The following is a 21,252-nucleotide window of genomic DNA, read 5'->3' on the forward strand; positions in this document are numbered from 1 at the left end:
AAACGATTTCTGGCCTGCGGATGCCCTGTCCAGGGCCAGACTCGAATGCTGATGTTAACTGCGCGGTAATTCCGGCCAACGTCAGGCGCAGCCACAGTCCTCTCCACTGGCACTTCCCAGCAGTGAACCCGGCTGTTCACCGGTGGCCAGGGGATGGCCATCGCGTATCCAGAAGTCCAATCCGCCAATCAGCTCTTTCACCCGCAGCCCCTGTTGCGCCAGTTTGTAGGCCCCCTTGGTCGAACCGTTGCAGCCGATGCCATCGCAATAAGTGACATAGACTTTGTCGCGATCCAGATGTGCGGTCCCCGCCTCGTCCATCAGCCGGTGCGGCAAACTGATAGCGCCGGGGATATGCCCGGCCGCATAGAGCGCCTCTGCACGGGTATCGATCACCAGGATCTCACTGACCCCATTGCGCAGATCCTCTGCCACGTCCCACGCATCCGCGTAATAACTCAGCTTTGCGGCCAGGTAATCCAGACTCTGCGCCGCGCTGCCCGGTGGAAAAGCCAAAACCAATGAAGATACCGCCATGGAACTCACTCCTGTAGAGAAAGACTGATGACAATATTGCCTGATTTTGGTCTTATGCTTGATACCCATTTTTACCCATGGATAAGTCCCATTATGGCTAACGCATTGCCCACTCTGTTTCACCAACCGGAACACGCCGGTGGCACCTTGCGTGAACGCGTCTGCGGCACGCTGCGCCGGGCTATTCATAATGGGGCGCTTGGCCGTGGGCAACGCTTGCCCTCATCGCGGATCCTGGCTGAAGATTTGGGCGTCTCGCGCGTAACCACCGAAGCGGCCTATGCCCAGTTGGAAGCCGAAGGCTATCTGCAGCGCCGCGTTGGTCAAGGCACCTTCGTGGCGATCAACATCGTCAAATCAGCGCCCGCCGCCAAAGTCAGCGGCGCCCCCCGCCTTTCGCTGCGCGGCACGCAGATCGCGCAAACCGGTGGCTGCCACGATCCGCTTCAGCCTCTACCCTTCGCTGCCGGTTCGCCGGATTTACGTGCTTTCCCGCTAAAACTGTGGAGACAGCTCACCGCTCAACAACTGCGCCTGCGCGGGGAAGCTCTGATGCGCTATGGCGATCCTCAGGGCTACTTTCCGCTACGCGAAGCCATTGCCAGCTATGTCAGCCAGACGCGCGGCGTTAACTGCGATGCGCAACAGGTCGTGGTGCTGACCAGTTCGCAACAGGCCCTGCAGCTGGTTGCCACCCTGCTGTTGGACAACGGTGACAAGGTGTGGATGGAAGATCCCGGTTATCGCGGTGCCAGAAACGCCTTTAGCAGCGTCGGAGCCCAACTGGTGCCGGTCAGGGTTGACGAAGCCGGGTTGCTGCCCGATGGCCAGCTCCCCACGCCTCGGTTGATTTACCTCACGCCCTCGCATCAATACCCCACCGGCGTGGCACTCAGCCTGCCACGCCGGCTCGAGCTGCTGGCGCTGGCGCAACGGCAGCGGGCGTGGATTATTGAAGATGATTACGACAGCGAGTTTCACTATGACGGCCAGCCGATGCCGGCGATGCAGGGATTGGATCGGCACGGCAACGTGCTTTATCTGGGCACCTTTTCCAAGGCGCTGTTTCCTTCCCTGCGGCTGGCTTATTTGGTGTTGCCACCGGCGTTGGTGGAACCTTTTACTACCGCACGCACGGTATACGACGGCCACAGCGCCCAATTGATGCAGGCGGTGACCGCCGAATTTATTCAGCAGGGGCACTTCGCCGCCCATATCCGCTATATGCGTCAGTTGTACCGCAGCCGACGTGACCTGTTACTGGCGGAGGTGCAGGAAAAGCTCGGGCATTTTGCCACCCCGCAACCGACAGGGGGCGGCTTGCAGCTCAGCGTGTGGCTGCCGCCCGGACAGGAGAGCGTCCTGACTCAGCAGGCGCAGCGTCTGGGCGTAGTCACGCCGGGGTTGGCGGCACAGTACCAAACCCCGAGCCTGCGGCGTGACGGCTGGCTGCTGGGGTTTTCTGCCCTGACGCCGGGCGAGATCCGCGCCGCCGTCGAGCGCTTGGCACGGATCTCGCCGGCTTAACCCAGGGCACAGTTTCCACGGCGCCAGGTTACCTTACTGCTCGGTCAGCCTCAGTTCGGCAACCAACGGCAGGTGATCGCTGACCGCAGGCCAGTGAATACCGTTCCAGTCGCCGCTGGCGTTCGGCACCGTCAGGCTGTCCAGATGCCAGCGCTGGGCATTGCCGCTAAAGATGTAATCGACCTTGATTTCGGCATTTTCCGCCGGCCAGCTGCGGCCATCCTGCTCCTTGGGCATGATGTCGTTCCAATAGCGGTTCAGCTCGGTCCAGGTGACGCTGCCCGGCACGTCGTTCATGTCGCCGAACAGCAGCTTGATACCGCGCATTTCAATAGTGCGGTCATTCAGTTCGCGCACCTGATCCAGCCGCATCGCCGGATCTTCCTTGGTGTCCAGATGGGTATTGATCAGGGTAATCGGTGCCGGGAATTCGGGCACGTCGGTCTGGGCGGTGAAAGCAATTCGCTGTTCGCGCTGACCGGAAGGCAACGGGTAAATCTTGCTGTCATGCAGCGGGTATTTCGATAAGAACGCCAGCCCATACTCGCCGCCGTCAAAATCAATCGCGCGCCCGAACGCGACGTGCATACCGGTCAGTTTGGCCAGTTCCTCCGCCTGATCGAGCTTGCCGCTGCGGCCGGTCAGCTTGTCCACCTCCTGCAGCGCCACCACGTCGACGTTCATCGCCTTGATCGCTTTGGCGATTGCGGTCATGTCGCTGACCTTGCCGGCGGCGATATTGAAGCTGGCTACGCGGATCTTCGGTGCCTGCTCCAGGCTATAGGTTTTGTTTTTCAGGCCGCCGAGCGCACTGGCCACTTCGCGGCTATTGGCGTTGCTGTTGGCATGGCCACCATCGGTGGATGACCAGGCCGTTTGCGATATTCCCAGGGATAACAAAGTGATAAGTAAAGCATGACTTGAGCGCATGTATTCTCCTTTAACGATCCTATTATTTGGGGGCACCCGTTCCCCCACAGCTAACAACGATTTTGCCGCAGTTACCCGAGACTATTTCCTAGTTGCGCCGCTATTTTTTTATTCTGCGCGGCATCTCGCATTCCGGCAGCGAAAGCATTGCACCATTGGACAACCGGCTGATTTAGCTTTAAAACCGATAGACCGCTTATCGAGAGGAACCCGCATGACCAGCGCCATTGCCGAACAGCTCACCGAACGTTTCTTCCGCTATCTGGCGGTGACCAGCCAGAGCGACGCCGCCGCAACCACCTTGCCCAGCACGCCGGGCCAGCATGATATGGCCAAGCTGCTGGCGGCCGAACTGCGCCAGCTAGGCATGCAAGACGTGCAAATTGACGAGCACGCCACCGTGACCGCCCGCAAACCCGGCAATCAGCCAGGCGCTCCGCGTATCGGCTTTATCACCCATATCGATACCGTTGACGTGGGTCTGTCGGCCCATATTCACCCGCAGCGCCTGCGCTTTACCGGCCAGGATCTGTGCCTGAATGCCGAACACGATATCTGGCTGCGCACCGCCGAGCATCCGGAAATCCTGGCCTATCCGAATGAAGAGATTATTTTCAGCGACGGCACCAGCGTGCTCGGCGCCGATAACAAAGCGGCGGTCACGGTGGTCATGACCCTGCTGGCCAACCTGAGCGCTTCCGATCGTCACGGCGACATCGTGGTGGCCTTTGTCCCGGATGAGGAAATTGGCCTGCGCGGCGCCAAGGCGCTGGATCTGACGCGTTTCGAGGTGGATTTTGCCTATACCATCGACTGCTGCGAGTTGGGGGAAGTGGTGTATGAGAACTTCAATGCCGCAGGGGCGGAAATCCGCATCGAAGGGGTCACCGCGCACCCGATGTCGGCGAAGAACGTGCTGATCAACCCAATTCGCATCGCCAACGACATCATCAACCAATTCGACAGTCTGGATACGCCGGAACATACCGAGGGGCGCGAAGGCTATTTCTGGTTCAACGATCTGACCGCCAATGCCAACCTCGCTACGTTGAAAGTGTCGATCCGCGATTTTGACCTGGCCGGGTTCAATGCGCGTAAAGAGCGCATTCAGGAAGTGGTGCGACAGGTGGCGGCAAACTACCCGCGTGCCAAGGTCAGCTGCAAGGTGACGGATATCTACAGCAATATCAGCAACTCTATCGGGGAAGACAAGCGAGCGATTGAGCTGATTTTCGGTGCCCTGGCCGCCCACGGTATTCCTCCCAAGGTGATCCCGATGCGCGGCGGCACAGACGGCGCCGCACTCTCCAGCCGTGGGCTGCTGACGCCGAACTACTTCACCGGCGCGCACAATTTCCATTCGCGCTTCGAGTTTCTGCCGGTCAGGGCCTTTGTAAAATCCTATCAGGTCACTCGCAGCATCTGCTTGCTGGCGGCACGCGGTTAGACGCCACTCTCAACCAGCGCGGTATCACCGGTAAAAATACCGCGCTTAAACCAACAGCCAGCCAAGCAAGCCGGCCCATACCAGTAACGGCAACGAAAAGTAATGAAATTTCAGCCAAATTTTGCGCTCGTCCGCCATACGCAGCGCAATCAGGTTCGCCAGCGAACCGATCGCCAGCCCAAAGCCACCGGCGTTGACCGCGTAGGCCAGCAGTTGACTGGAAGGCACGTAATTGAGCATTAAAATGGTCGCCGGCACGTTGCTGATCACCTGCGACAGGCCAATCCCCAAAGCGTAAATGCCTCCGTTACCCAGCGTAGCGATATCGGCGAACCAAGGCTGGATCGCCTGCAACCGAGTAAACAGCCCCACGTCGATAAACATGGCGATAAAGACAAAAATCAGGCTCCAGTCGATCTGCAGCAATACCCGACGCGCCAGCAGTAAAAAACCGACGAACACCGCCAACAGGCCATACAGCGGCAGATCAAGATCCAGACACAGCAGAAAAATCACGTACAGCGCCACGCAGCTCAGCAACAGGCGGAGCTGATACGGATAACCTTCGGTGTGTGGCGCTTTAACGATATCCCGCGCCGGAAAGCAGAACCCGGTCAGCAGCAGCAAACTGACCAGCATCACCACGCCAAACGGCGCCATTTGGGCAATGAACCCCAGGAAAGAGAGCGAAGACTTGCTCCACAGCAGAATGTTTTGCGGGTTGCCAATCGGCGTCAGCAATGAGCCGGCATTGACCGCCAGTGCCTGGAAGATAATCAACCGGCCAATCGGTAACGACGACAGTTTTTTCAGCGTGATAGTCAGCGGTATAACGATAAACAACGCCACGTCGTTGGTCAGGAATGACGACAGCACCGCGGCGGAAAACACCAGAAACAGCGCCAATCGCCGCTCGCTGTGCAGCGTATTGATGATTTTTCGGCCGACAAAATCGAAATAACCGCTGACCTCGACGCCCTTGGTGAGTAACATCAATCCAAGCAGCGTAATGATGGTGCGCCAGTCGATAAAACTGTTTAACGCAGGCAGCTGTTGCGGATTAAAGGCCGCCATCAGTACGCCGGCTAACAGCAAAATATGCAAAAAACGATCTTTCAGGAACGGCTGAACCAGCCGGGCAACGGCATTTGAACTCATGTTGGGCGCTTCAAAAAAACAACCAGGGATCAGGAGCCAGACGTTAGCCCAAGCGCGGCGGCAACGCCAGCAAAATGCTCTTTTACCGTTAACTGCTTTTCATTTGCCGCGCTTTACTTTATTTGTAGCGCCTTTCACTGTTTCAAAGGATATTTTCATGGCTAACGTTTTTGCCAAAGGGCTGTTGCTGAGTATGACGATCGGCTTGCTGGCCGCCTGTAATGACCCCGATACCCGCCCACAGATCGACATTGAAGGCAAAACCATGGGTACCTTCTACAGCGTCAAGGTAAGCGGTGACGTCACGGTCAATAAACAGCAGTTGCAACAGCAGATTGACGCCGTGCTGGAACGCGCCAATGACGATATCTCCACCTACCGCAATGATTCTGTGCTTTCGCGTTTTAATCAAACCCAGAGTACCGAGCCTCAGCCGATCCCGCGCGGCATGGCGGATATTATCCTGATGGCTCAGCGCATTGGCCGCGACACTCAGGGCGCAATGAATATCACCGTGGGTCCGCTGGTGAATTTATGGGGCTTTGGCCCAGACAAGCGTGTGGTCAAGGTGCCGAGCCAACAGCAAATAGAGGCGGCACAAAAAAATATTGGCCTGCAGCATCTCAGGCTACTCAGCGACAGCCGTGGCGAATGGCTGCAAAAGGACTTGCCTGGGATGTATGTTGATCTCTCGACGTTGGGCGAAGGCTATGGCGTCGATCAGTTGGTGCAGTTGATGGCCCATAATGGCATCACCCACTATCTGGTGTCGGTCGGCGGTGCGGTTTCCTCGCGCGGCGTTAATGGGCAGGGCAAACCCTGGCGCGTGGCGATCCAAAAACCGACCGACCGCGAAAATGCGGTGCAGGCGCTGGTTGATTTACAAGGCTACGGCATCAGCACCGCCGGCAGCTACCGTAACTATTTTGAACAGGACGGGCAGCGCTATTCGCACGTGATCGATCCCACGACCGGCAAACCCATTACTCATCGTCTGGTCTCCGCCACGGTGATCGCCCCGACCGCGCTGGAAGCCGACGGTTGGGATACCGGGTTGATGGTGTTGGGGACGGAAAAAGCGCTCAAACTGGCGGAAGAGAAAGGCCTGGCGGTCTACCTGATAAGCAAAACCGATGACGGGTTCAGCGCCGTGATGACGCCGCAGTTCAAGGCCTTTCTGGTGAAATAGCTTCTGTGCGATCTTCTGTGCAATAAAGACGGGGCGCAGTGTTGAACGGCGCCCCGCTTGCTTATCCTTTTCGGTGCAGTAACAGGTAGACCACAGGAACCACCAGCATCGACAGCAGCGGCGCACTGACCATACCGCCAATCATCGGTGCCGCAATGCGCCGCATCACCTCAGAACCGGCACCGTTACCCCACATGATCGGCAATAGCCCGGCCATGATGGTGGCGACGGTCATCACTTTTGGCCTAACCCGCAATACCGCCCCCTCGGTGATGGCATCCATCAGCTGTTTTTGCGTGAGCGGCTGCCCCGGCTGGCGGTGTTTTTCCAACGCATGGTTCAAGTACAGCACCATTATCACGCCGAATTCCGCCGCCACACCCGCCAGCGCGATAAAGCCGACTGCCCCGGCCACCGACAGGTTGTAGTTCAGCAGATACAGCAGCCACACGCCACCTATCAGCGCAAACGGCAGCGTCGCCATGATCAATAACGCATCACGTACGCTGCTGAAGGTGACAAACAGCAGCACGAAAATGATCGCCAACGTTACCGGCAATACGATTTTCAACTGAGCGCTGGCGCGTTCCAGATATTCAAACTGCCCGGACCAGCTCAACGACACCCCGGCCGGCAGCTTGACCTGCTGCGCGACGGCCTGCTGCATCTCTTCCACCGCCGATTTGAGATCGCGCCCACGCAGATCGACATAAATCCAGTTGGAGAGCCGCGCGTTCTCACTTTTCAACATCGGCGGCCCTTCGCTAATCCGAATGTCGGCCAGCATCGACAACGGCACCTGGCCACCGCTGGCGGTCAGTACCGGCAATGCCTGCAACTGCTGCACCGAATCACGCACCTCGCGCGGGTAACGCACATTGATCGGATAACGCGCCCGGCCCTCGACGGTTTCGCCAATGTTTTCGCCCCCCACCAGCGTCGCCACCATGGATTGCAGCTCTTTCACCGAAACCCCGTAACGCGCAGCCCGCTGGCGGTCGATATCGATATCCACGTAGCGGCCGCCGGTGATACGTTCCGCCAGCGCCGAAGTGACGCCCGGCACCTGCTTCACCACCTGCTCAATCTGCCCGGAAATCCGTTCGATATCGGCCATGTTATTGCCGTTCACCTTGATGCCCACCGGGCTTTTGATCCCGGTGGCCAACATGTCCAGCCGATTGCGGATCGGCGGAACCCAGACATTGGCAATACCCGGCACCTTAACCACCGCATCCAGTTCCGCCACCAGCTTGTCCATGGTCATGCCCGGTCGCCATTGGTCACGCGGTTTGAAACGAATCGTGGTTTCCAGCATGGTCAGCGGCGCGGGATCGGTAGCGCTTTCCGCCCTGCCTGCCTTGCCGAATACCGTCGCCACTTCCGGCACGGTTTTGATCAGCCTGTCGGTCAGTTGCAGTAGCCTGCTGGCCTCGCGCGCCGACATCCCCGGCAGTGAGGATGGCATATACAACAGGTCGCCTTCGTCGAGCTGCGGCATAAATTCGCTGCCCAACCGGCTAAGCGGATAGGCGGTTAACAGCAACAGCAGGCACGAAATCCCCAGCGTGGTTTTCGGCCATGCCAACACCGACGCCAACACCGGCTGGTACAGGCGGATCAGCCAGCGGTTGATCGGATTGGCATGTTCGTCGGGGATGCGGCCGCGAATAAAGTAGCCCATCAACACCGGCACCAGCGTAATGCCCAATCCCGCAGCGACGGCCATGGCGTAGGTTTTGGTGTAAGCCAGCGGGGAGAACATGCGGCCTTCCTGCGCCTGCAGGGTGAACACCGGAATGAAGGACAGCGTGATAATCAGCAAACTGCAAAACAGCGCCGGCCCCACCTCTACCGCCGCCTGCTCTGAAATGCGCCAATAATCCGTCGACGTCGGCTGCTGGCCGGGATGGCGCTGCCGCCACTGCTCCAGCACCTTATGCATGTTCTCAATCATGACGATGGCCGCATCCACCATGGCGCCAATGGCGATGGCGATCCCCCCCAGCGACATGATATTGGCGTTTACGCCCTGGTAATGCATCACCACAAAGGCGCCAAGAATGCCGAGCGGCAGCGTGATCATCGCCACCAGCGCCGAACGAAAATGAAACAGGAACAGCGTGCACACCAAGGCCACCACGATAAACTCCTCCAGGAGCTTGTGGGACAGGGTTTCAATCGCATGTTCGATCAGTTGGGAGCGGTCGTAGACTGTCACAATTTCCACACCCGGCGGCAGGGTCTGCTGAACCTCCTGCAGCTTCGCCTTCAGCGCGTTAATGGTCTCCAGCGCATTTTTGCCGTAGCGCATCACGACGATGCCGCCCGCCACTTCGCCCTCGCCGTTCAGCTCCGCCACGCCCCGGCGGATCTCCGGCCCTTCGCGCAACGTCGCCACTTGCGACAGCAGGATCGGCACGCCGTCACGCACGGTGATCACCACGTCGGCAAAGTCGCTGAGTTTTTTCAGGTAGCCCGAGGTGCGGACCATATACTCCGCCTCCCCCATTTCCAGCAGCGCACCGCCACCTTCCTGGTTGGCATCCTGAATGGCACTGACCACCTGTTGATGAGTGATGTTCAGCGCACGCAGGCTGGGCGAGTCCAGCACCACCTGATACTGGCGTACCATGCCGCCCACGCTGGCCACTTCCGCCACGTTGGGAACGGTTTTCAGTTCAAACTTCAGCGTCCAGTCTTGCAGTGCGCGCAGGTCGGCCAGGCTGTGTTTACCGCTTTTATCCACCAGAGCATACTCGTACACCCAGCCGACACCGGTGGCGTCCGGCCCCAGCGCCACCTTTACCTGCGCTGGCAGTGAGGATTGCACCTGGCTGAGCGCCTCCAGCACCCGCGAACGCGCCCAGTACAGATCGGTGCCGTCCTCGAACAACACGTAGACGTAAGCGTCGCCAAACATGGAGAAACCCCGCACCGTTTTGGCCCCCGGCACCGACAGCAACGTGGTGGTCAGCGGATAGGTCACCTGATCTTCAATCACCTGCGGTGCCTTGCCCGGGTAGGTGGCGCGGACAATCACCTGTACGTCGGAGAGATCCGGCAGCGCATCCAGCGGCGCTTTCTGCAATGCCCAGATCCCCCAACCGGCCAACAGCACCGAAGCCAGCAGCACCAATAGCCGGTTGCGCAGCGACCAGCGGATCACGAAAGCAATCATAAGTGGCCTCCATGCTCAGCGTCTGCCGGTAAAAACTGGCTGATATGCGAACCCTGATCGTCGACGCTAAAGCGGATTTTCACTCTGTCACCGGGTTTGATTCCCGTCGGCAATCCCTCCGGCGGCAGGGTAAAATCCATGGTCATCGCCGGCCACTGCAGCTCCGGCACGGGGCCGTGGGACAGCGTTATGGCGCTCTCGCTCACGGCATCGATCACCCCCTCGGCCTGGTACTGTTTCACCTCGGTTTGCGCCGCCATCTGCGGCAGGGCACTGCGCATGCTGGCCTCGGAATCAATCAGGAATTGGCCGGAGGTCACTACCCTTTGACCGGCGTTCAGCCCACGCCTGATTTCTACCCAGCCATCCTGCATCCGCCCGGCGACCACTTCAACCGGTGAGAAATGCCCATTGCCTTCGGCGATCAACACCCTATTGCGATCGCCGCTGGCGATCAGCGCCTCCTGCGGTATCGCCAACACCGGCTGGCCGAGGCTGCTGTGCGACAGCGTGAGTTGCAGGTACATGCCCGGCCGAAGTTTTTGCTGAGGATTTTTCAGCAGGATGCGCGCTTTAAAGGTTCGGGTCAGCGGATCGACATTGGCCAGCAGTTCGCTCACTTCGCCTTCAAACCTTTCCCCCGGCCAACTGGCGGAGGCGGCCTGCACCTTATCGCCCACTTTCAGCAATCCGGCCTGCGCCTGCGGATAATCGGCAACGATCCACACCGGATCGAGACTGGCTATCTCAAACAGCCCCTGTGCGGCCGTTACCTGAGCGCCTTCGAGCACGCTCAGCTTATTTACAAAACCGCTTTCCGGTGCCGCTATCTGAACGCGTGGTTCGGGTTTGCCCGAACGCTCCACTTGGCGGATCACCGTCTCGGGCATAAACAACAGCTGCAACCGCTGACGTCCAGCGGCGGTCAGTGAGCTGTCGCCCAGTTTGCGTATCGCCAGATATTCCTGCTGCGCCGCACTCCAGTCGGGGATCCACAGCTGCGCCAGGGCTTCGCCCTTTTTCACCTGTTGCTGGCTGGCACGCACGTAGAGTTTTTCCACCAGCCCGTTGGCTCGGGCTGCGATGATCTGAACCCCGCGTTCATCGGTCGCTACGCTGCCGAAAGCGCTCAGCTGCGGCTCCAGTTGACGCAATTGCGCCGCTTCGGTGCGAACGCCCAGGTTCTGCTGCTGCCGGGCGCTGATGGTCACGCCCCCCTCAGGCTCTGCCTCATCGGCATAGCGCGGCACCAGTTGCATATCCATAAAGGGCGATTTACCCGGTTTGTCAAAACGCTGCCCCGGCATCATCGGGTCGTACCAATAAAGCACCTGTCGCTCACTCTTGGCGGCCGGTGCGGGCGCGTCTCCCGCAGCGCCAAACCAGTATCCCGCCAGCCCACTGCCGATCAGCGCCGCTAACAGCGCCAGCTTGAATGGTATTTTCATTGCATCGATTCCTGAGGGGTAAGATAACGAATGGCGGCCCAAATCTGCGCCAGTTCCCTGGCGGCCTTGCCGGCGCTGAGGCGGCTGTCGAGCAGCGCGCGCCGAGCTTCCAGCACCGCTGACAAATCGCTTTTACCGCTGCGGTACTGCGCTAACAGCAAAGTGACCCGCTGTTGTTGCAGGGGAACGACCTGCCCCTGTTGGCGCTGCCACTGCGCCTGAGCCGCCTGATATTGTGCCAACAGCGTATCGAGCTGTGCCTGATGATCTCGGATCAACAACGTGAGCCGATCGCTGGCCTCCATGCTGCGGGAAACATCAGCGGCGTAGTCCTTATCCTGCCGCTGCGAGCGGAACAACGGCAGATCGACGGTAAACATCACCCCGGCCAAATCCTCGTACTCGTCGGCACGTTTGCCGTAATACACCTCGACGCCGACGTCCGGTATCGCCGCCACCTCTGATTGCGCCGAACGCGCCCTGGCGACGTCTGCCTCACGGCTGGCCTGAACAACCTCGGGATGTTGCCTGATGGCCTGCCGCAACACCTCGCTGTCCGCCGGTAAACGTTCAAAGCGCGGCATGGCTCCGGCGGTATCCGTCGCAGACAGGCCGGTCAGCTGCGTCAGGCGCGCCTGCGCGACAGCAACATCACGCTGCGCCTCGCTGATGCGGTCCTGCATGCTCAGCAGCGTCAGCCTGGCATCCAGCACCCCGCTAGCCGGAACTCCCCCCCCGGCTACGGCAGCATGCTGCGTGGTAATCTGACGTTCACTCTCCGTCACCAGAGCCGAGGTATCCCGCAGGGTTTGTCGACTCAACGCCAGCGCCAGCCAGGCCTGTGCGGTTTGCTGCTGCAAACGGGCCCGAAGGGTGGCACTGCCTGCATCTGTCTGCCTGGCTTCGGCGCGCAGGGTGTCCGATTTACGCTGGCGTTTGGTGCTGCTGACGTAATCCTGCATGATGCCGATTCGCCCCATGGTCATGCCTTCGCGGGTAAAACGCTGAGCGTTTCCGCCCTGCACCGGCACGTTTTCAATGCCGAACTTCAGCTTGGGATCGGGCAACTGCATTGCCGAATCCGCCATGTTCTGCAAGGCGTCAACCTGATGCCGATTGGCGGATAACTCTGCCGAATAACCTTCGGCCGCCGTCAATGACTGTTGCAGCGTCAGACTCGCAGCCAGGGTGGCCGGTGCCCAACAGGCGAGCAGCAGCCAGCCCACCCGCAAAGGGTGAGAAAGGATAATGGTCATAACGCCTCCGTTATGGCCGAGTGGCGGCGATGGCGATCAGCTGATAACCACCGTCGATCGGCAGGAAGCTGAAATCAACCGTGGTACCCACCGGCAATACGGGGAATGAAGGCGATGGAGGGAGCAGGAAGCTCATGGTCATTGGCGGCCAACTGAGCGCAGGAATGGCCTGGTGCGCGATAGACACCTTTCGCTCATCCCAGCTTTTGACGACGCCCTGGCTGTGGATTTCAACGGCAGTTTTTGCGGCAGGATCCTGCATTGCCTTATCGGCAGCGCTGGCGCTAAAGGAGAAAAACAGGGCGATCACTACGGCAGCAAATACATTACGCATAACGGGTACTCCATAAAATAGTTAACAAACGCGGAAAACCGTCGGGGACGGCAAAGCGGTTGTCAGAGCTATTCACGGAACCGGCAGAAAACAATCTCTGCCGGCGGGCCTGTTATCGGGGGCGTTTGCCAGGTAGCGGACGAAACGGCAGGTGATGGGAAAGGCGCAATAACGGCCAACTCACTGCTGATAGGCAGCGCGGCCAACGTCAGATTGCTGTGATCCTGTTGGGCTGACTCCGGAACGCAGTGTTTCTCACACAGCGGCTCTTGGGTCTGCATCTGCTGCTGCGACGGCACGCTGTTTTGCATATGCATCATATGCTGAGCCATCGGCGCTTCACCGCTGAACTGCAGGTTGCAGTTGTGGCTGGCCAACGCCAGTTGAGTATTCAACAACAGCCAGCTGACCATCAATAACCATGCGCAGGCCCGCTTTTTAGCAAAGCGCAGGCGGTGCATGGATAAGGAGATGGACGCCAAAGCCGACATCAGATCGTTCCAGAGTGTGAGATAGCGGGAGTATATCGGCCCTGACCGGGCGCAGGAATGGAATTTACATCCGCTGACAAAGCGTTACCCGTCGGCACTCCAGAAATATAAATACCATGACTTCAATCAACTGACGGTACGCCTTGCAAAGAAAAAGCCCAGCGCGGGCTGGGCTTTATACGGGAGAAATTCATCGACCGGGGTTATTTGGTTAACGCGATAATCCCCAGCGTCAGACCGGCAACTGCCGCTGCCCCACCGGCGATGACTCCAGCGGTTTCCCAGTTGTCCTGCGTGGTGCCTTTCATGCAGGTATTGGTGTGTACCAGACGGCCTTGATCGTCATAGACCGGGACACAAGGTGAGTCAGTCGCGCACCCAGCCAGAATGACCGACAGCAAACCAACCGCAATTAACTTTTTCATACTCTTGCCTCAATGTTCGATCACTCTGAAACGCTACGCCGAGTGATATTCGCGCTATTGAGCCATTGTATGCGCAAAAGGCTGAACAAAGCGTTAATGATCCGTCAGGAGATGTAATTTGGGATAACTCCTAGCGGCGCGTCAGCGGGGGATTACAGGCAATAAAAAGCCCGCAAAAATGCGGGCTTGATCCTGCGCCTTGAGGGCAAGGAATTACTTCTGCAGTTTACGCATCACCAGCGTGGCGTTGGTACCGCCGAAGCCGAAGCTGTTGGACATCACGGTGGTCAGCTCGCGTTGCGTTGGCTGAGTCACGATGTTCATGCCCGCGGCTTTCTCATCCAGATTATCGATGTTGATGCTCGGTGCGATAAAGCCGTGTTCAACCATCAGCAGGCTGTAGATCGCTTCCTGCACGCCCGCGGCACCCAGTGAGTGACCGGTCATGGCCTTGGTGGATGAGATGGCCGGGGTGTTGTCGCCAAACACTTCGCGAATGGCACCCAGCTCTTTCACGTCGCCCACCGGCGTGGAGGTGCCGTGAACGTTCATGTAGTCGATTGGGGTATCAACGCCTTGCAGCGCCATCTTCATGCAGCGCACCGCGCCTTCACCTGATGGAGCCACCATGTCGGCACCGTCGGAGGTCGCACCGTAGCCGATGATTTCAGCATAGATGTGCGCACCACGTGCCAGAGCGTGTTCCAGTTCTTCAACCACCACCATACCGCCGCCACCGGCGATGACGAAACCGTCACGCGCAGAGTCGTAAGTACGGGAAGCTTTTTCAGGGGTGTCGTTGTAGCTGGTGGACAGTGCGCCCATCGCATCGAACTCACAGGCCATTTCCCAGCACAGCTCTTCGCCGCCGCCGGCAAAGACTACGTCCTGCTTGCCCAGTTGGATCAGTTCAACCGCGTGACCAATGCAGTGTGCAGAGGTTGCGCAGGCGGAGCTGATGGAATAGTTAACGCCACGAATTTTGAACGGGGTTGCCAGGCAGGCAGAAACGCCTGAAGCCATAGCCTTGGTCACCATGTACGGGCCAACGCCGCGCAGGCCTTTGGCACGCATGCCGTCGGATCCGGCAACCTGGTTGCGCGGAGAACCACCACCTGAGCCAACAACCAGACCGGTGCGATCGTTGGAAACCTGATCGGCAGCCAGACCTGAGTCCTTGATGGCTTCTTCCATGGAAAGATAGGCATAAACGGACGCGTCGCTCATAAAGCGCATCACTTTACGGTCAATCAGACCGGTGGTGTCCAGTTTAACATCGCCCCATACGTGACTACGCATGCCGGAATCTTTCAGCTCCTGGGAGAAAGTGATCCCAGAACGACCTTCCTGCAGGCTCGCCAGGACCTCCTGCTGGTTGTTACCAATGCTGGAGACGATTCCCAGGCCAGTAATCACTGCACGTTTCATTCAATACCTCTTCCACAATTTTACATTCGGGATTTTGCATCGCACTTTAGCGTACAGATGTACGCCGAACAAGTCCGATCAGCGTTTTTCAGCTTTATTCTTATCCAGTTTGCGCCATAGCGCCAGCGCCGTTAGAATCCCGTCACCCCTTGAGTTACGAGCAACCAACCGTGAGCCACGCCCCGATCCAAACCGCAGCGTTATCCTGGAATGAACAGGGTACACCTGTTTCGAAACAGTTTGATGACGTCTACTTTTCTAATCAGGATGGGCTGGAAGAAACCCGCTATGTGTTTCTCAGGGGCAACCGACTGCCGCCACGTTTTGCCGAGCACCCTCGCCCGCTGTTTATCGTGGCGGAAACCGGCTTCGGCACCGGGCTTAACTTTTTGACGCTGTGGCAGGCCTTTGCCGGTTTCCGCACGGCAATGCCGGACGCCCCGCTCCAGCGCCTGCACTTTATCAGCTTTGAAAAATTCCCGCTGCTGCAGGCCGATTTGGCGGCGGCGCATGCCCGCTGGCCGGAACTGGCACCTTACGCCGATGAGTTACGCGCTCAATGGCCGTTGCCGCTGCCGGGCTGCCACCGCCTGCTGCTGGCCGAAGGGCGCATCACGCTCGATTTGTGGTTTGGCGACGTGAACGCGTTGCTGCCCCACTTCGACTCCAGCATGAACCGCCAAATCGACGCCTGGTTCCTCGACGGTTTCGCCCCGGCAAAGAACCCGGATATGTGGACGGAGCAGCTGTTCACCGCCATGGCGCGCTTTGCCCGGCCGGGCGGCAGCCTTGCCACCTTTACCGCCGCAGGCTTCGTGCGTCGCGGGTTGCAGCAGGCCGGGTTTGATGTCACTAAAACCAAAGGCTTCGGCCAGAAGCGCGAAATGCTGATCGGCGAGTTGCCTGCCGATGTGCCCGATATCGCCCATCCGGCCCCCTGGCTACTGCGCCCGGCGGCGGAGAATACCGAAGATATCGCTATTGTTGGCGGTGGCGTCGCCAGCGCGTTAACCGCCCTCGCCCTGTTGCGACGCGGCGCAAAAGTCACGCTGTATTGTGCAGATCCACAGCCGGGCGAAGGGGCATCGGGCAACCGCCAGGGCGCACTCTACCCTTTGTTGAACGGCCGGGCCGATGCGCTGGAAAATTTCTTCAGCGCCGCCTTTCCGTTCGCCCGCCGCCAATACGATACGCTGATGCAACAGGGCGTGGAATTCGACCATCAGTGGTGCGGTGTAAGCCAACTGGCCTTTGACGAGAAGAGCGCCGGGAAAATTGCCAAGATGCTGGCGGTTGAATGGCCGCAGGCACTCGCCATGCCGGCCGACCGCGCAACGCTCAGTGCCCTGTGCGGCATCGACAGCGGTTTTGGCGGCATTAATTATCCGCAGGGAGGCTGGCTGTGTCCGGCCGAGCTGACGCGCAGTGCAATTGCGCTGGCGCAACGTCAGGGAATGAGCTGCCATTATCAGTCGGTGCTCAGCGCCCTGACCGCCAATGAGAAAGGTTGGCAGCTCAGCTTTGGCCAGGGTGAAATTCGGCAGCATGCGACGGTCATTCTGGCCAACGGCCACCGGTTGTCCGAACTGGCGCAAAGTGAAGCGCTGCCGGTTTATGCGGTGCGCGGTCAGGTATCCCATATTCCTACCACGCCGCAGCTGAGTGCATTGAAGCAGGTGCTGTGTTACGACGGCTACCTGACGCCGGTGAATGCCAATAACCAGCAGCACTGTATCGGCGCCAGCTACCAGCGCGGCGAGACCGCCACCGAATACCGCGAAGAAGAGCAGCAGGAAAATCGGGCTCGCCTGCTGCGTTGCCTGCCGGATCAAACCTGGCCGCTGGAGGTAGACGTCAGCGACCGCCAGGCACGCTGCGGCGTACGCAGCGCCACTCGCGATCACCTGCCAATGGTAGGCGCAGTGCCCGACTACCAGGCCACGCTAACGCAGTACCAGGATCTGCAACGTCAATACCAGCGCGGTGAAGCTATCGCCAATGCGCCGAGCTACCCCAATCTGTTTGTGATAGGTGGGTTAGGCTCTCGCGGGTTATGCTCGGCCCCACTGGCGGCAGAGATTTTGGCGGCGCAGCTGTTTGGCGAACCCTTGCCTGGCGATGCAGAGACGTTGGCGGCATTGAATCCGAATCGGATGTGGGTAAGAAAATTGCTGAAGGGACGTGCGGTAGTTTGAAGAAAGTCTCACAGGGCGCGGTCGACTGCGCCCTGTGGCAGAAATATCAGGCAGTCGGCAGTGCGGTTTGATACAGATTTTCCCACATGCCATACACCAACGCCTGATCGGGGGGTGACAACTCACCGGCGGCAATGGCTTTATGCAGGCTGCTTTCCACCTGCGCCTTCAGCGCTTCGGCAGTGTGTTCGCCCAGCTCTTCCACTTCAGCCACCGCCAGCGTCAGATGACCGCGCAGGTAGCCACCGGCAAACAGTTCATCATCGCTGGCGTGCTCTACCATGTCATCAATCAGCGCCAAAATGCGCGCTTCGAATTCTGCGATCATCAAATTTCCTCATTAAATAACAAACTGGCGATCAATTGAGATCTTCCGGATAGGGAAAATGCTCCGCCGCCAGCGGTGGCGTATTGTAAAACGATTGTAACGCCTGAATAAAGCGCGCAGGTCTTGTGGGTATTCCCTGCTCTAACAGCAGCAGCACCCGTTCGCGAACTTTGCGCTGGAAGGCAATGCGATCCGGCTCGCAGTCACCGTTGAGGTTGTCGCAACTGACGTTGAACGGGAAACCGGCGGCGACGCAGAACATCCACTCCAAAGATTGCGGTTTTATCTCCACCGCTTCGAATTCACTTTGCGTCTGCGCGTCTCGCCCGTCCGGGCAGTACCAGTAACCAAAATCCACCAGCTTGCGGCGCTCTTCGCCGGCGATGCACCAGTGCGAGATTTCATGCATGCCGCTGGCGTAATAGCCGTGGGCAAAGACAATGCGGTGGTACGGCAGTTGGTCGTCGGCCGGCAAATAGATCGGCTCATCGTCGCCTTTGACCAGTCGCGTGTTGTATTCATCGCTGAAGCACTGATTAAAAATTTCAATCAGTTGCTCGTATTGATGGGTAGCCTGTGTGTCTGACATAAATAAAATCCAATAACCACAAAAATAAAGAGGTAATTATTTCATTTTGCCGCTCTTTTAGCATGCTAAATATGCAGGGCCAGCCACTGCTGAATTTCAGCACCGTGGTTGTCGTACAAGAGCTTGCAGCTCATCACCAGAGAAACGATGACGATCATCGGTCGGATCAGCTTTTGCCCGCGGGTCATCACCATGTGAGCCCCCAGGCGCGCACCGAGCACCTGCCCAACCAGCATCACCAGGCCAATGCCCCACAGCACTTTGCCGCCGATGATAAACAACACCAGGCTGCCAAAGTTGGAAGTGAAATTCAGCACCTTGGCGTGCGCGGTGGATTTGGCCAGGTTAAAACCGCACAGCGTCACGTAGGCCAGCGCATAAAAGGAACCGGCACCGGGCCCAAAGAAGCCATCGTAAAAACCGACGCAGCCACCGGCCACCAGCCCGAACGGCAAGGCACTTAAACGGCGCTGCCGATCGTTTTCCCCCAAACGCGGCGTCAGCAGGAAGTACAGACCGATGCCGATCACCAATAACGGCAGCATTTGCCGCAGCAGATCGGCGCGCATGTGCTGCACCAGCACCGCTCCGGCAACGGAACCGATCAGGGCCAGAAAAATGGTCAGTTTCTGATCGTTGAGATCGACCGCCCGTCGGCGGATAAAATACAGGCTGGCAGAAAGGGACCCGCCCACCGACTGCAGCTTGTTGGTCGCCAGCGCCTGCGCCGGGGGAACCCCCACCGCCAGCAGCGCCGGTACGGTTAACAGCCCGCCGCCACCGGCGATAGAGTCGATAAAGCCTGCGAGTAACGCCACCACAAACAAAACCCCGAGCATCTCGGGGCCAACGACGAACCAATCCATTTATTATTCCGCAGCGAAATGGTTATCCAGCAAAGCCTGACAGGTAGGCGGTAACGGCGGCGGCACCGGTTTACCCGGTTTGGCGCTCGGCTGATGCGGCACAAACCAGCTTGCCAGCTCGGCGCCGCAACCGTCGCCCGGCGGCGGCGTATCCTGTTCTTTACATTCCAGGCTGCCTGGCGGACAGCGCAGTCGCACGTGCATATGGGCACGATGACCAAACCACGGACGCACCTTGTGCAGCCAGTCGCGGTCGGCACCGGCATCCAGACACAGACGCTGCTTGATCGCCGGGTTAACGAAAATGCGCGTCACTTCCTGATCCTGAGCCGCCGCTTTGATCAGCGATTCAATCTGCGGCTGCCACTGACGAGCCACCACCTGCTTGCCGTCGCTGGAAACCAAATCGATCGGCTGCGGCTTCAGCAACTGCTGCGCGCTCCAACGCTGGCGCGGCAACTGTAACCAGATATCGACATCAAGCCCGGACTGATGGCTGGCATGGCCGCTGCTAAAGCGTCCGCCCGCAGGCATCGCCATATCGCCGATCAGCACCGTGCCCAAATTTCTTTGGCTGGCCTTGCTGCTCAGGCGCTGGATAAACGCCAGCAGATCCGGGTGGCCGAAGTAGCGGCGTTGATCGGGCCGCATCACCTGATAATCCGGTGAGTTCAGCGGCAGCGGCTGAGCGCCGATAATGCAACCATTGGCAAAACCGCCCACCGCCTGCGGCGCGCCGGCCACCGGGTGGTCAATCTTCTGCCACGGCGTCAACGCCAGGGCGGAGCCCGAAGCCATCAGGACAAAGATGCCCAATATCCAGTTTTTCATGGGGTTACCAGCGTGGAACGTTAGAGACCACATCACCGTTTTGCGCACGCTGGCGCAGCAGGTGATCCATCAGCACAATCGCCATCATCGCTTCAGCAATCGGCACCGCACGGATGCCTACGCAAGGATCGTGACGGCCACGGGTGACCATCTCCACCGCTTCGCCCTGACGGTTAATGGTTCTGCCCGGCACCATAATGCTGGAGGTCGGTTTCAGCGCCAGATGGGCCACCACCGGCTGACCGCTGCTGATGCCGCCAAGAATGCCGCCCGCATGGTTGCTCTGGAAGCCTTCCGGGGTGATCTCATCACGGTTTTCGCTGCCGCGCTTGTTGACCACCGCGAAACCGTCACCGATTTCCACGCCTTTCACCGCATTGATGCTCATCAACGCATGCGCCAGATCCGCGTCGAGGCGGTCAAACACCGGCTCGCCAAGACCCACCGGCACGTTTTCGGCAATCACGCTGACCTTGGCGCCAATGGAGTCGCCCTCTTTCTTCAGCGCGCGCATCAGTTCGTCGAGAGCTTCCAATTTGTCGGGATCCGGGCAGAAGAACGGGTTTTGTTCGACCTGCTCCCAGTCTTTCAGCTCGCAGACCACGTCGCCGATCTGCGCCAGATAGCCACGCACCTGAACGCCATATTTTTGCAGCAGGTATTTCTTGGCAATGGCCCCAGCCGCAACGCGCATCGCGGTTTCACGAGCCGAAGAACGCCCACCGCCGCGATAATCGCGTACGCCGTATTTCTGCTCGTAGGTGTAATCCGCATGTCCCGGACGGAACACGTCTTTGATGGCGCCGTAATCTTGTGAACGCTGATCGGTGTTTTCTATCATCAGCCCAATGCTGGTACCGGTGGTCACCCCTTCAAACACGCCGGAAAGAATGCGTACCTGATCCGGTTCGCGACGTTGAGTGGTATAGCGAGAGGTGCCTGGACGGCGACGGTCCAGGTCATGCTGCAGATCGGCTTCGGTAAGCGGGATACCCGGCGGTACGCCGTCTACGATACATCCCAGCGCCACACCGTGAGATTCACCAAATGTGGTAACGCGGAAAATCTGCCCAATACTGTTTCCTGCCATCG

Annotated in this window: 19 protein-coding genes; 4 read left to right on the forward strand and 15 right to left on the reverse strand. The window is 58.9% G+C overall.

Annotated features, from left to right (window positions below; all coding sequences use genetic code 11):
- Positions 1-81 precede the first annotated feature (81 nt).
- Positions 82-537, reverse strand: coding sequence for a rhodanese-like domain-containing protein (locus LQ945_RS06130; RefSeq protein ID WP_270102511.1), 456 nt, complete (start codon positions 535-537; stop codon positions 82-84).
- A gap of 93 nt (positions 538-630) precedes the next feature.
- On the opposite strand from LQ945_RS06130, the gene LQ945_RS06135 reads away from it, so the two are divergent.
- Positions 631-2,064: a PLP-dependent aminotransferase family protein gene (locus LQ945_RS06135; RefSeq protein WP_420136177.1), complete on the forward strand. Its 1,434-nt coding sequence runs from the start codon at positions 631-633 to the stop codon at positions 2,062-2,064.
- 33 nt (positions 2,065-2,097) lie between these two features.
- On the opposite strand, the gene LQ945_RS06140 is transcribed toward LQ945_RS06135, so the two are convergent.
- Positions 2,098-2,994 carry an endonuclease/exonuclease/phosphatase family protein gene (locus LQ945_RS06140; RefSeq protein ID WP_182824373.1) on the reverse strand — a complete coding sequence of 299 codons (897 nt, stop codon included), beginning with the start codon at positions 2,992-2,994 and terminating at the stop codon, positions 2,098-2,100.
- A gap of 214 nt (positions 2,995-3,208) precedes the next feature.
- On the opposite strand from LQ945_RS06140, the gene pepT reads away from it, so the two are divergent.
- Positions 3,209-4,441 (forward strand): peptidase T, encoded by a 1,233-nt coding sequence (pepT, locus tag LQ945_RS06145; protein ID WP_270102513.1) that lies wholly within the window; start codon positions 3,209-3,211, stop codon positions 4,439-4,441.
- Positions 4,442-4,486: 45 nt separating this feature from the next.
- Here pepT and LQ945_RS06150 read toward each other — a convergent pair whose 3' ends face one another.
- Entirely contained in the window at positions 4,487-5,599 is a 1,113-nt protein-coding gene (locus LQ945_RS06150) for an SLC13 family permease (protein ID WP_270102514.1), read from the reverse strand.
- A 157-nt stretch (positions 5,600-5,756) separates the two neighbouring features.
- Here LQ945_RS06150 and apbE point away from each other — a divergent pair, with 157 nt between their 5' ends.
- A complete protein-coding gene (gene apbE / locus LQ945_RS06155; RefSeq protein ID WP_270102515.1) occupies positions 5,757-6,788 on the forward strand; it encodes an FAD:protein FMN transferase ApbE in 1,032 nt (343 codons plus the stop codon).
- Between the two features lie 61 nt (positions 6,789-6,849).
- Here apbE and LQ945_RS06160 read toward each other — a convergent pair whose 3' ends face one another.
- The 7 genes from LQ945_RS06160 to fabB all read right to left on the reverse strand — a co-directional run bounded on the left by LQ945_RS06160 (position 6,850) and on the right by fabB (position 15,351).
- On the reverse strand, positions 6,850-9,969 hold the full coding sequence (locus LQ945_RS06160) for an efflux RND transporter permease subunit (RefSeq protein WP_270102516.1): 3,120 nt from the start codon (positions 9,967-9,969) through the stop codon (positions 6,850-6,852).
- Entirely contained in the window at positions 9,966-11,417 is a 1,452-nt protein-coding gene (locus LQ945_RS06165; protein WP_270102517.1) for an efflux RND transporter periplasmic adaptor subunit, read from the reverse strand. Before LQ945_RS06165 ends, LQ945_RS06160 begins: the two co-directional genes overlap by 4 nt.
- Positions 11,414-12,673 (reverse strand): TolC family protein, encoded by a 1,260-nt coding sequence (locus LQ945_RS06170; RefSeq protein ID WP_270102518.1) that lies wholly within the window; start codon positions 12,671-12,673, stop codon positions 11,414-11,416. Before LQ945_RS06170 ends, LQ945_RS06165 begins: the two co-directional genes overlap by 4 nt.
- A gap of 10 nt (positions 12,674-12,683) precedes the next feature.
- Positions 12,684-13,007, reverse strand: coding sequence for a copper-binding protein (locus LQ945_RS06175; RefSeq protein ID WP_262241447.1), 324 nt, complete (start codon positions 13,005-13,007; stop codon positions 12,684-12,686).
- A 68-nt stretch (positions 13,008-13,075) separates the two neighbouring features.
- The gene (locus LQ945_RS06180) at positions 13,076-13,498 is read right to left on the reverse strand and encodes a hypothetical protein (RefSeq protein ID WP_270102519.1); all 423 of its coding nucleotides are present in this window, start codon (positions 13,496-13,498) and stop codon (positions 13,076-13,078) included.
- A gap of 203 nt (positions 13,499-13,701) precedes the next feature.
- Positions 13,702-13,923, reverse strand: a complete 222-nt coding sequence (locus LQ945_RS06185) for a hypothetical protein (RefSeq protein ID WP_270102520.1) — start codon at positions 13,921-13,923, stop codon at positions 13,702-13,704.
- Between the two features lie 213 nt (positions 13,924-14,136).
- A complete protein-coding gene (gene fabB, locus LQ945_RS06190) occupies positions 14,137-15,351 on the reverse strand; it encodes a beta-ketoacyl-ACP synthase I (RefSeq protein ID WP_044552704.1) in 1,215 nt (404 codons plus the stop codon).
- 170 nt (positions 15,352-15,521) lie between these two features.
- On the opposite strand from fabB, the gene mnmC reads away from it, so the two are divergent.
- The gene (mnmC, locus tag LQ945_RS06195; RefSeq protein WP_270102521.1) at positions 15,522-17,546 is read left to right on the forward strand and encodes a bifunctional tRNA (5-methylaminomethyl-2-thiouridine)(34)-methyltransferase MnmD/FAD-dependent 5-carboxymethylaminomethyl-2-thiouridine(34) oxidoreductase MnmC; all 2,025 of its coding nucleotides are present in this window, start codon (positions 15,522-15,524) and stop codon (positions 17,544-17,546) included.
- Positions 17,547-17,592: 46 nt separating this feature from the next.
- Here mnmC and LQ945_RS06200 read toward each other — a convergent pair whose 3' ends face one another.
- From LQ945_RS06200 to aroC, 5 genes are all read right to left on the reverse strand, one after another.
- Positions 17,593-17,874, reverse strand: a complete 282-nt coding sequence (locus LQ945_RS06200) for a YfcL family protein (protein WP_044552706.1) — start codon at positions 17,872-17,874, stop codon at positions 17,593-17,595.
- Positions 17,875-17,905: 31 nt separating this feature from the next.
- On the reverse strand, positions 17,906-18,463 hold the full coding sequence (locus LQ945_RS06205; protein WP_269935901.1) for an elongation factor P hydroxylase: 558 nt from the start codon (positions 18,461-18,463) through the stop codon (positions 17,906-17,908).
- A 65-nt stretch (positions 18,464-18,528) separates the two neighbouring features.
- Complete coding sequence (locus tag LQ945_RS06210) at positions 18,529-19,329, reverse strand: sulfite exporter TauE/SafE family protein (protein ID WP_262241443.1); 801 nt, start codon at positions 19,327-19,329, stop codon at positions 18,529-18,531.
- Between the two features lie 3 nt (positions 19,330-19,332).
- Positions 19,333-20,160 (reverse strand): penicillin-insensitive murein endopeptidase, encoded by an 828-nt coding sequence (gene mepA / locus LQ945_RS06215; protein WP_270102522.1) that lies wholly within the window; start codon positions 20,158-20,160, stop codon positions 19,333-19,335.
- A gap of 4 nt (positions 20,161-20,164) precedes the next feature.
- Complete coding sequence (gene aroC / locus LQ945_RS06220; protein ID WP_044552710.1) at positions 20,165-21,250, reverse strand: chorismate synthase; 1,086 nt, start codon at positions 21,248-21,250, stop codon at positions 20,165-20,167.
- Positions 21,251-21,252 lie beyond the last annotated feature (2 nt).

Source organism: Serratia liquefaciens (assembly GCF_027594825.1).
Taxonomy (GTDB): Bacteria; Pseudomonadota; Gammaproteobacteria; order Enterobacterales; family Enterobacteriaceae; genus Serratia; species Serratia liquefaciens_A.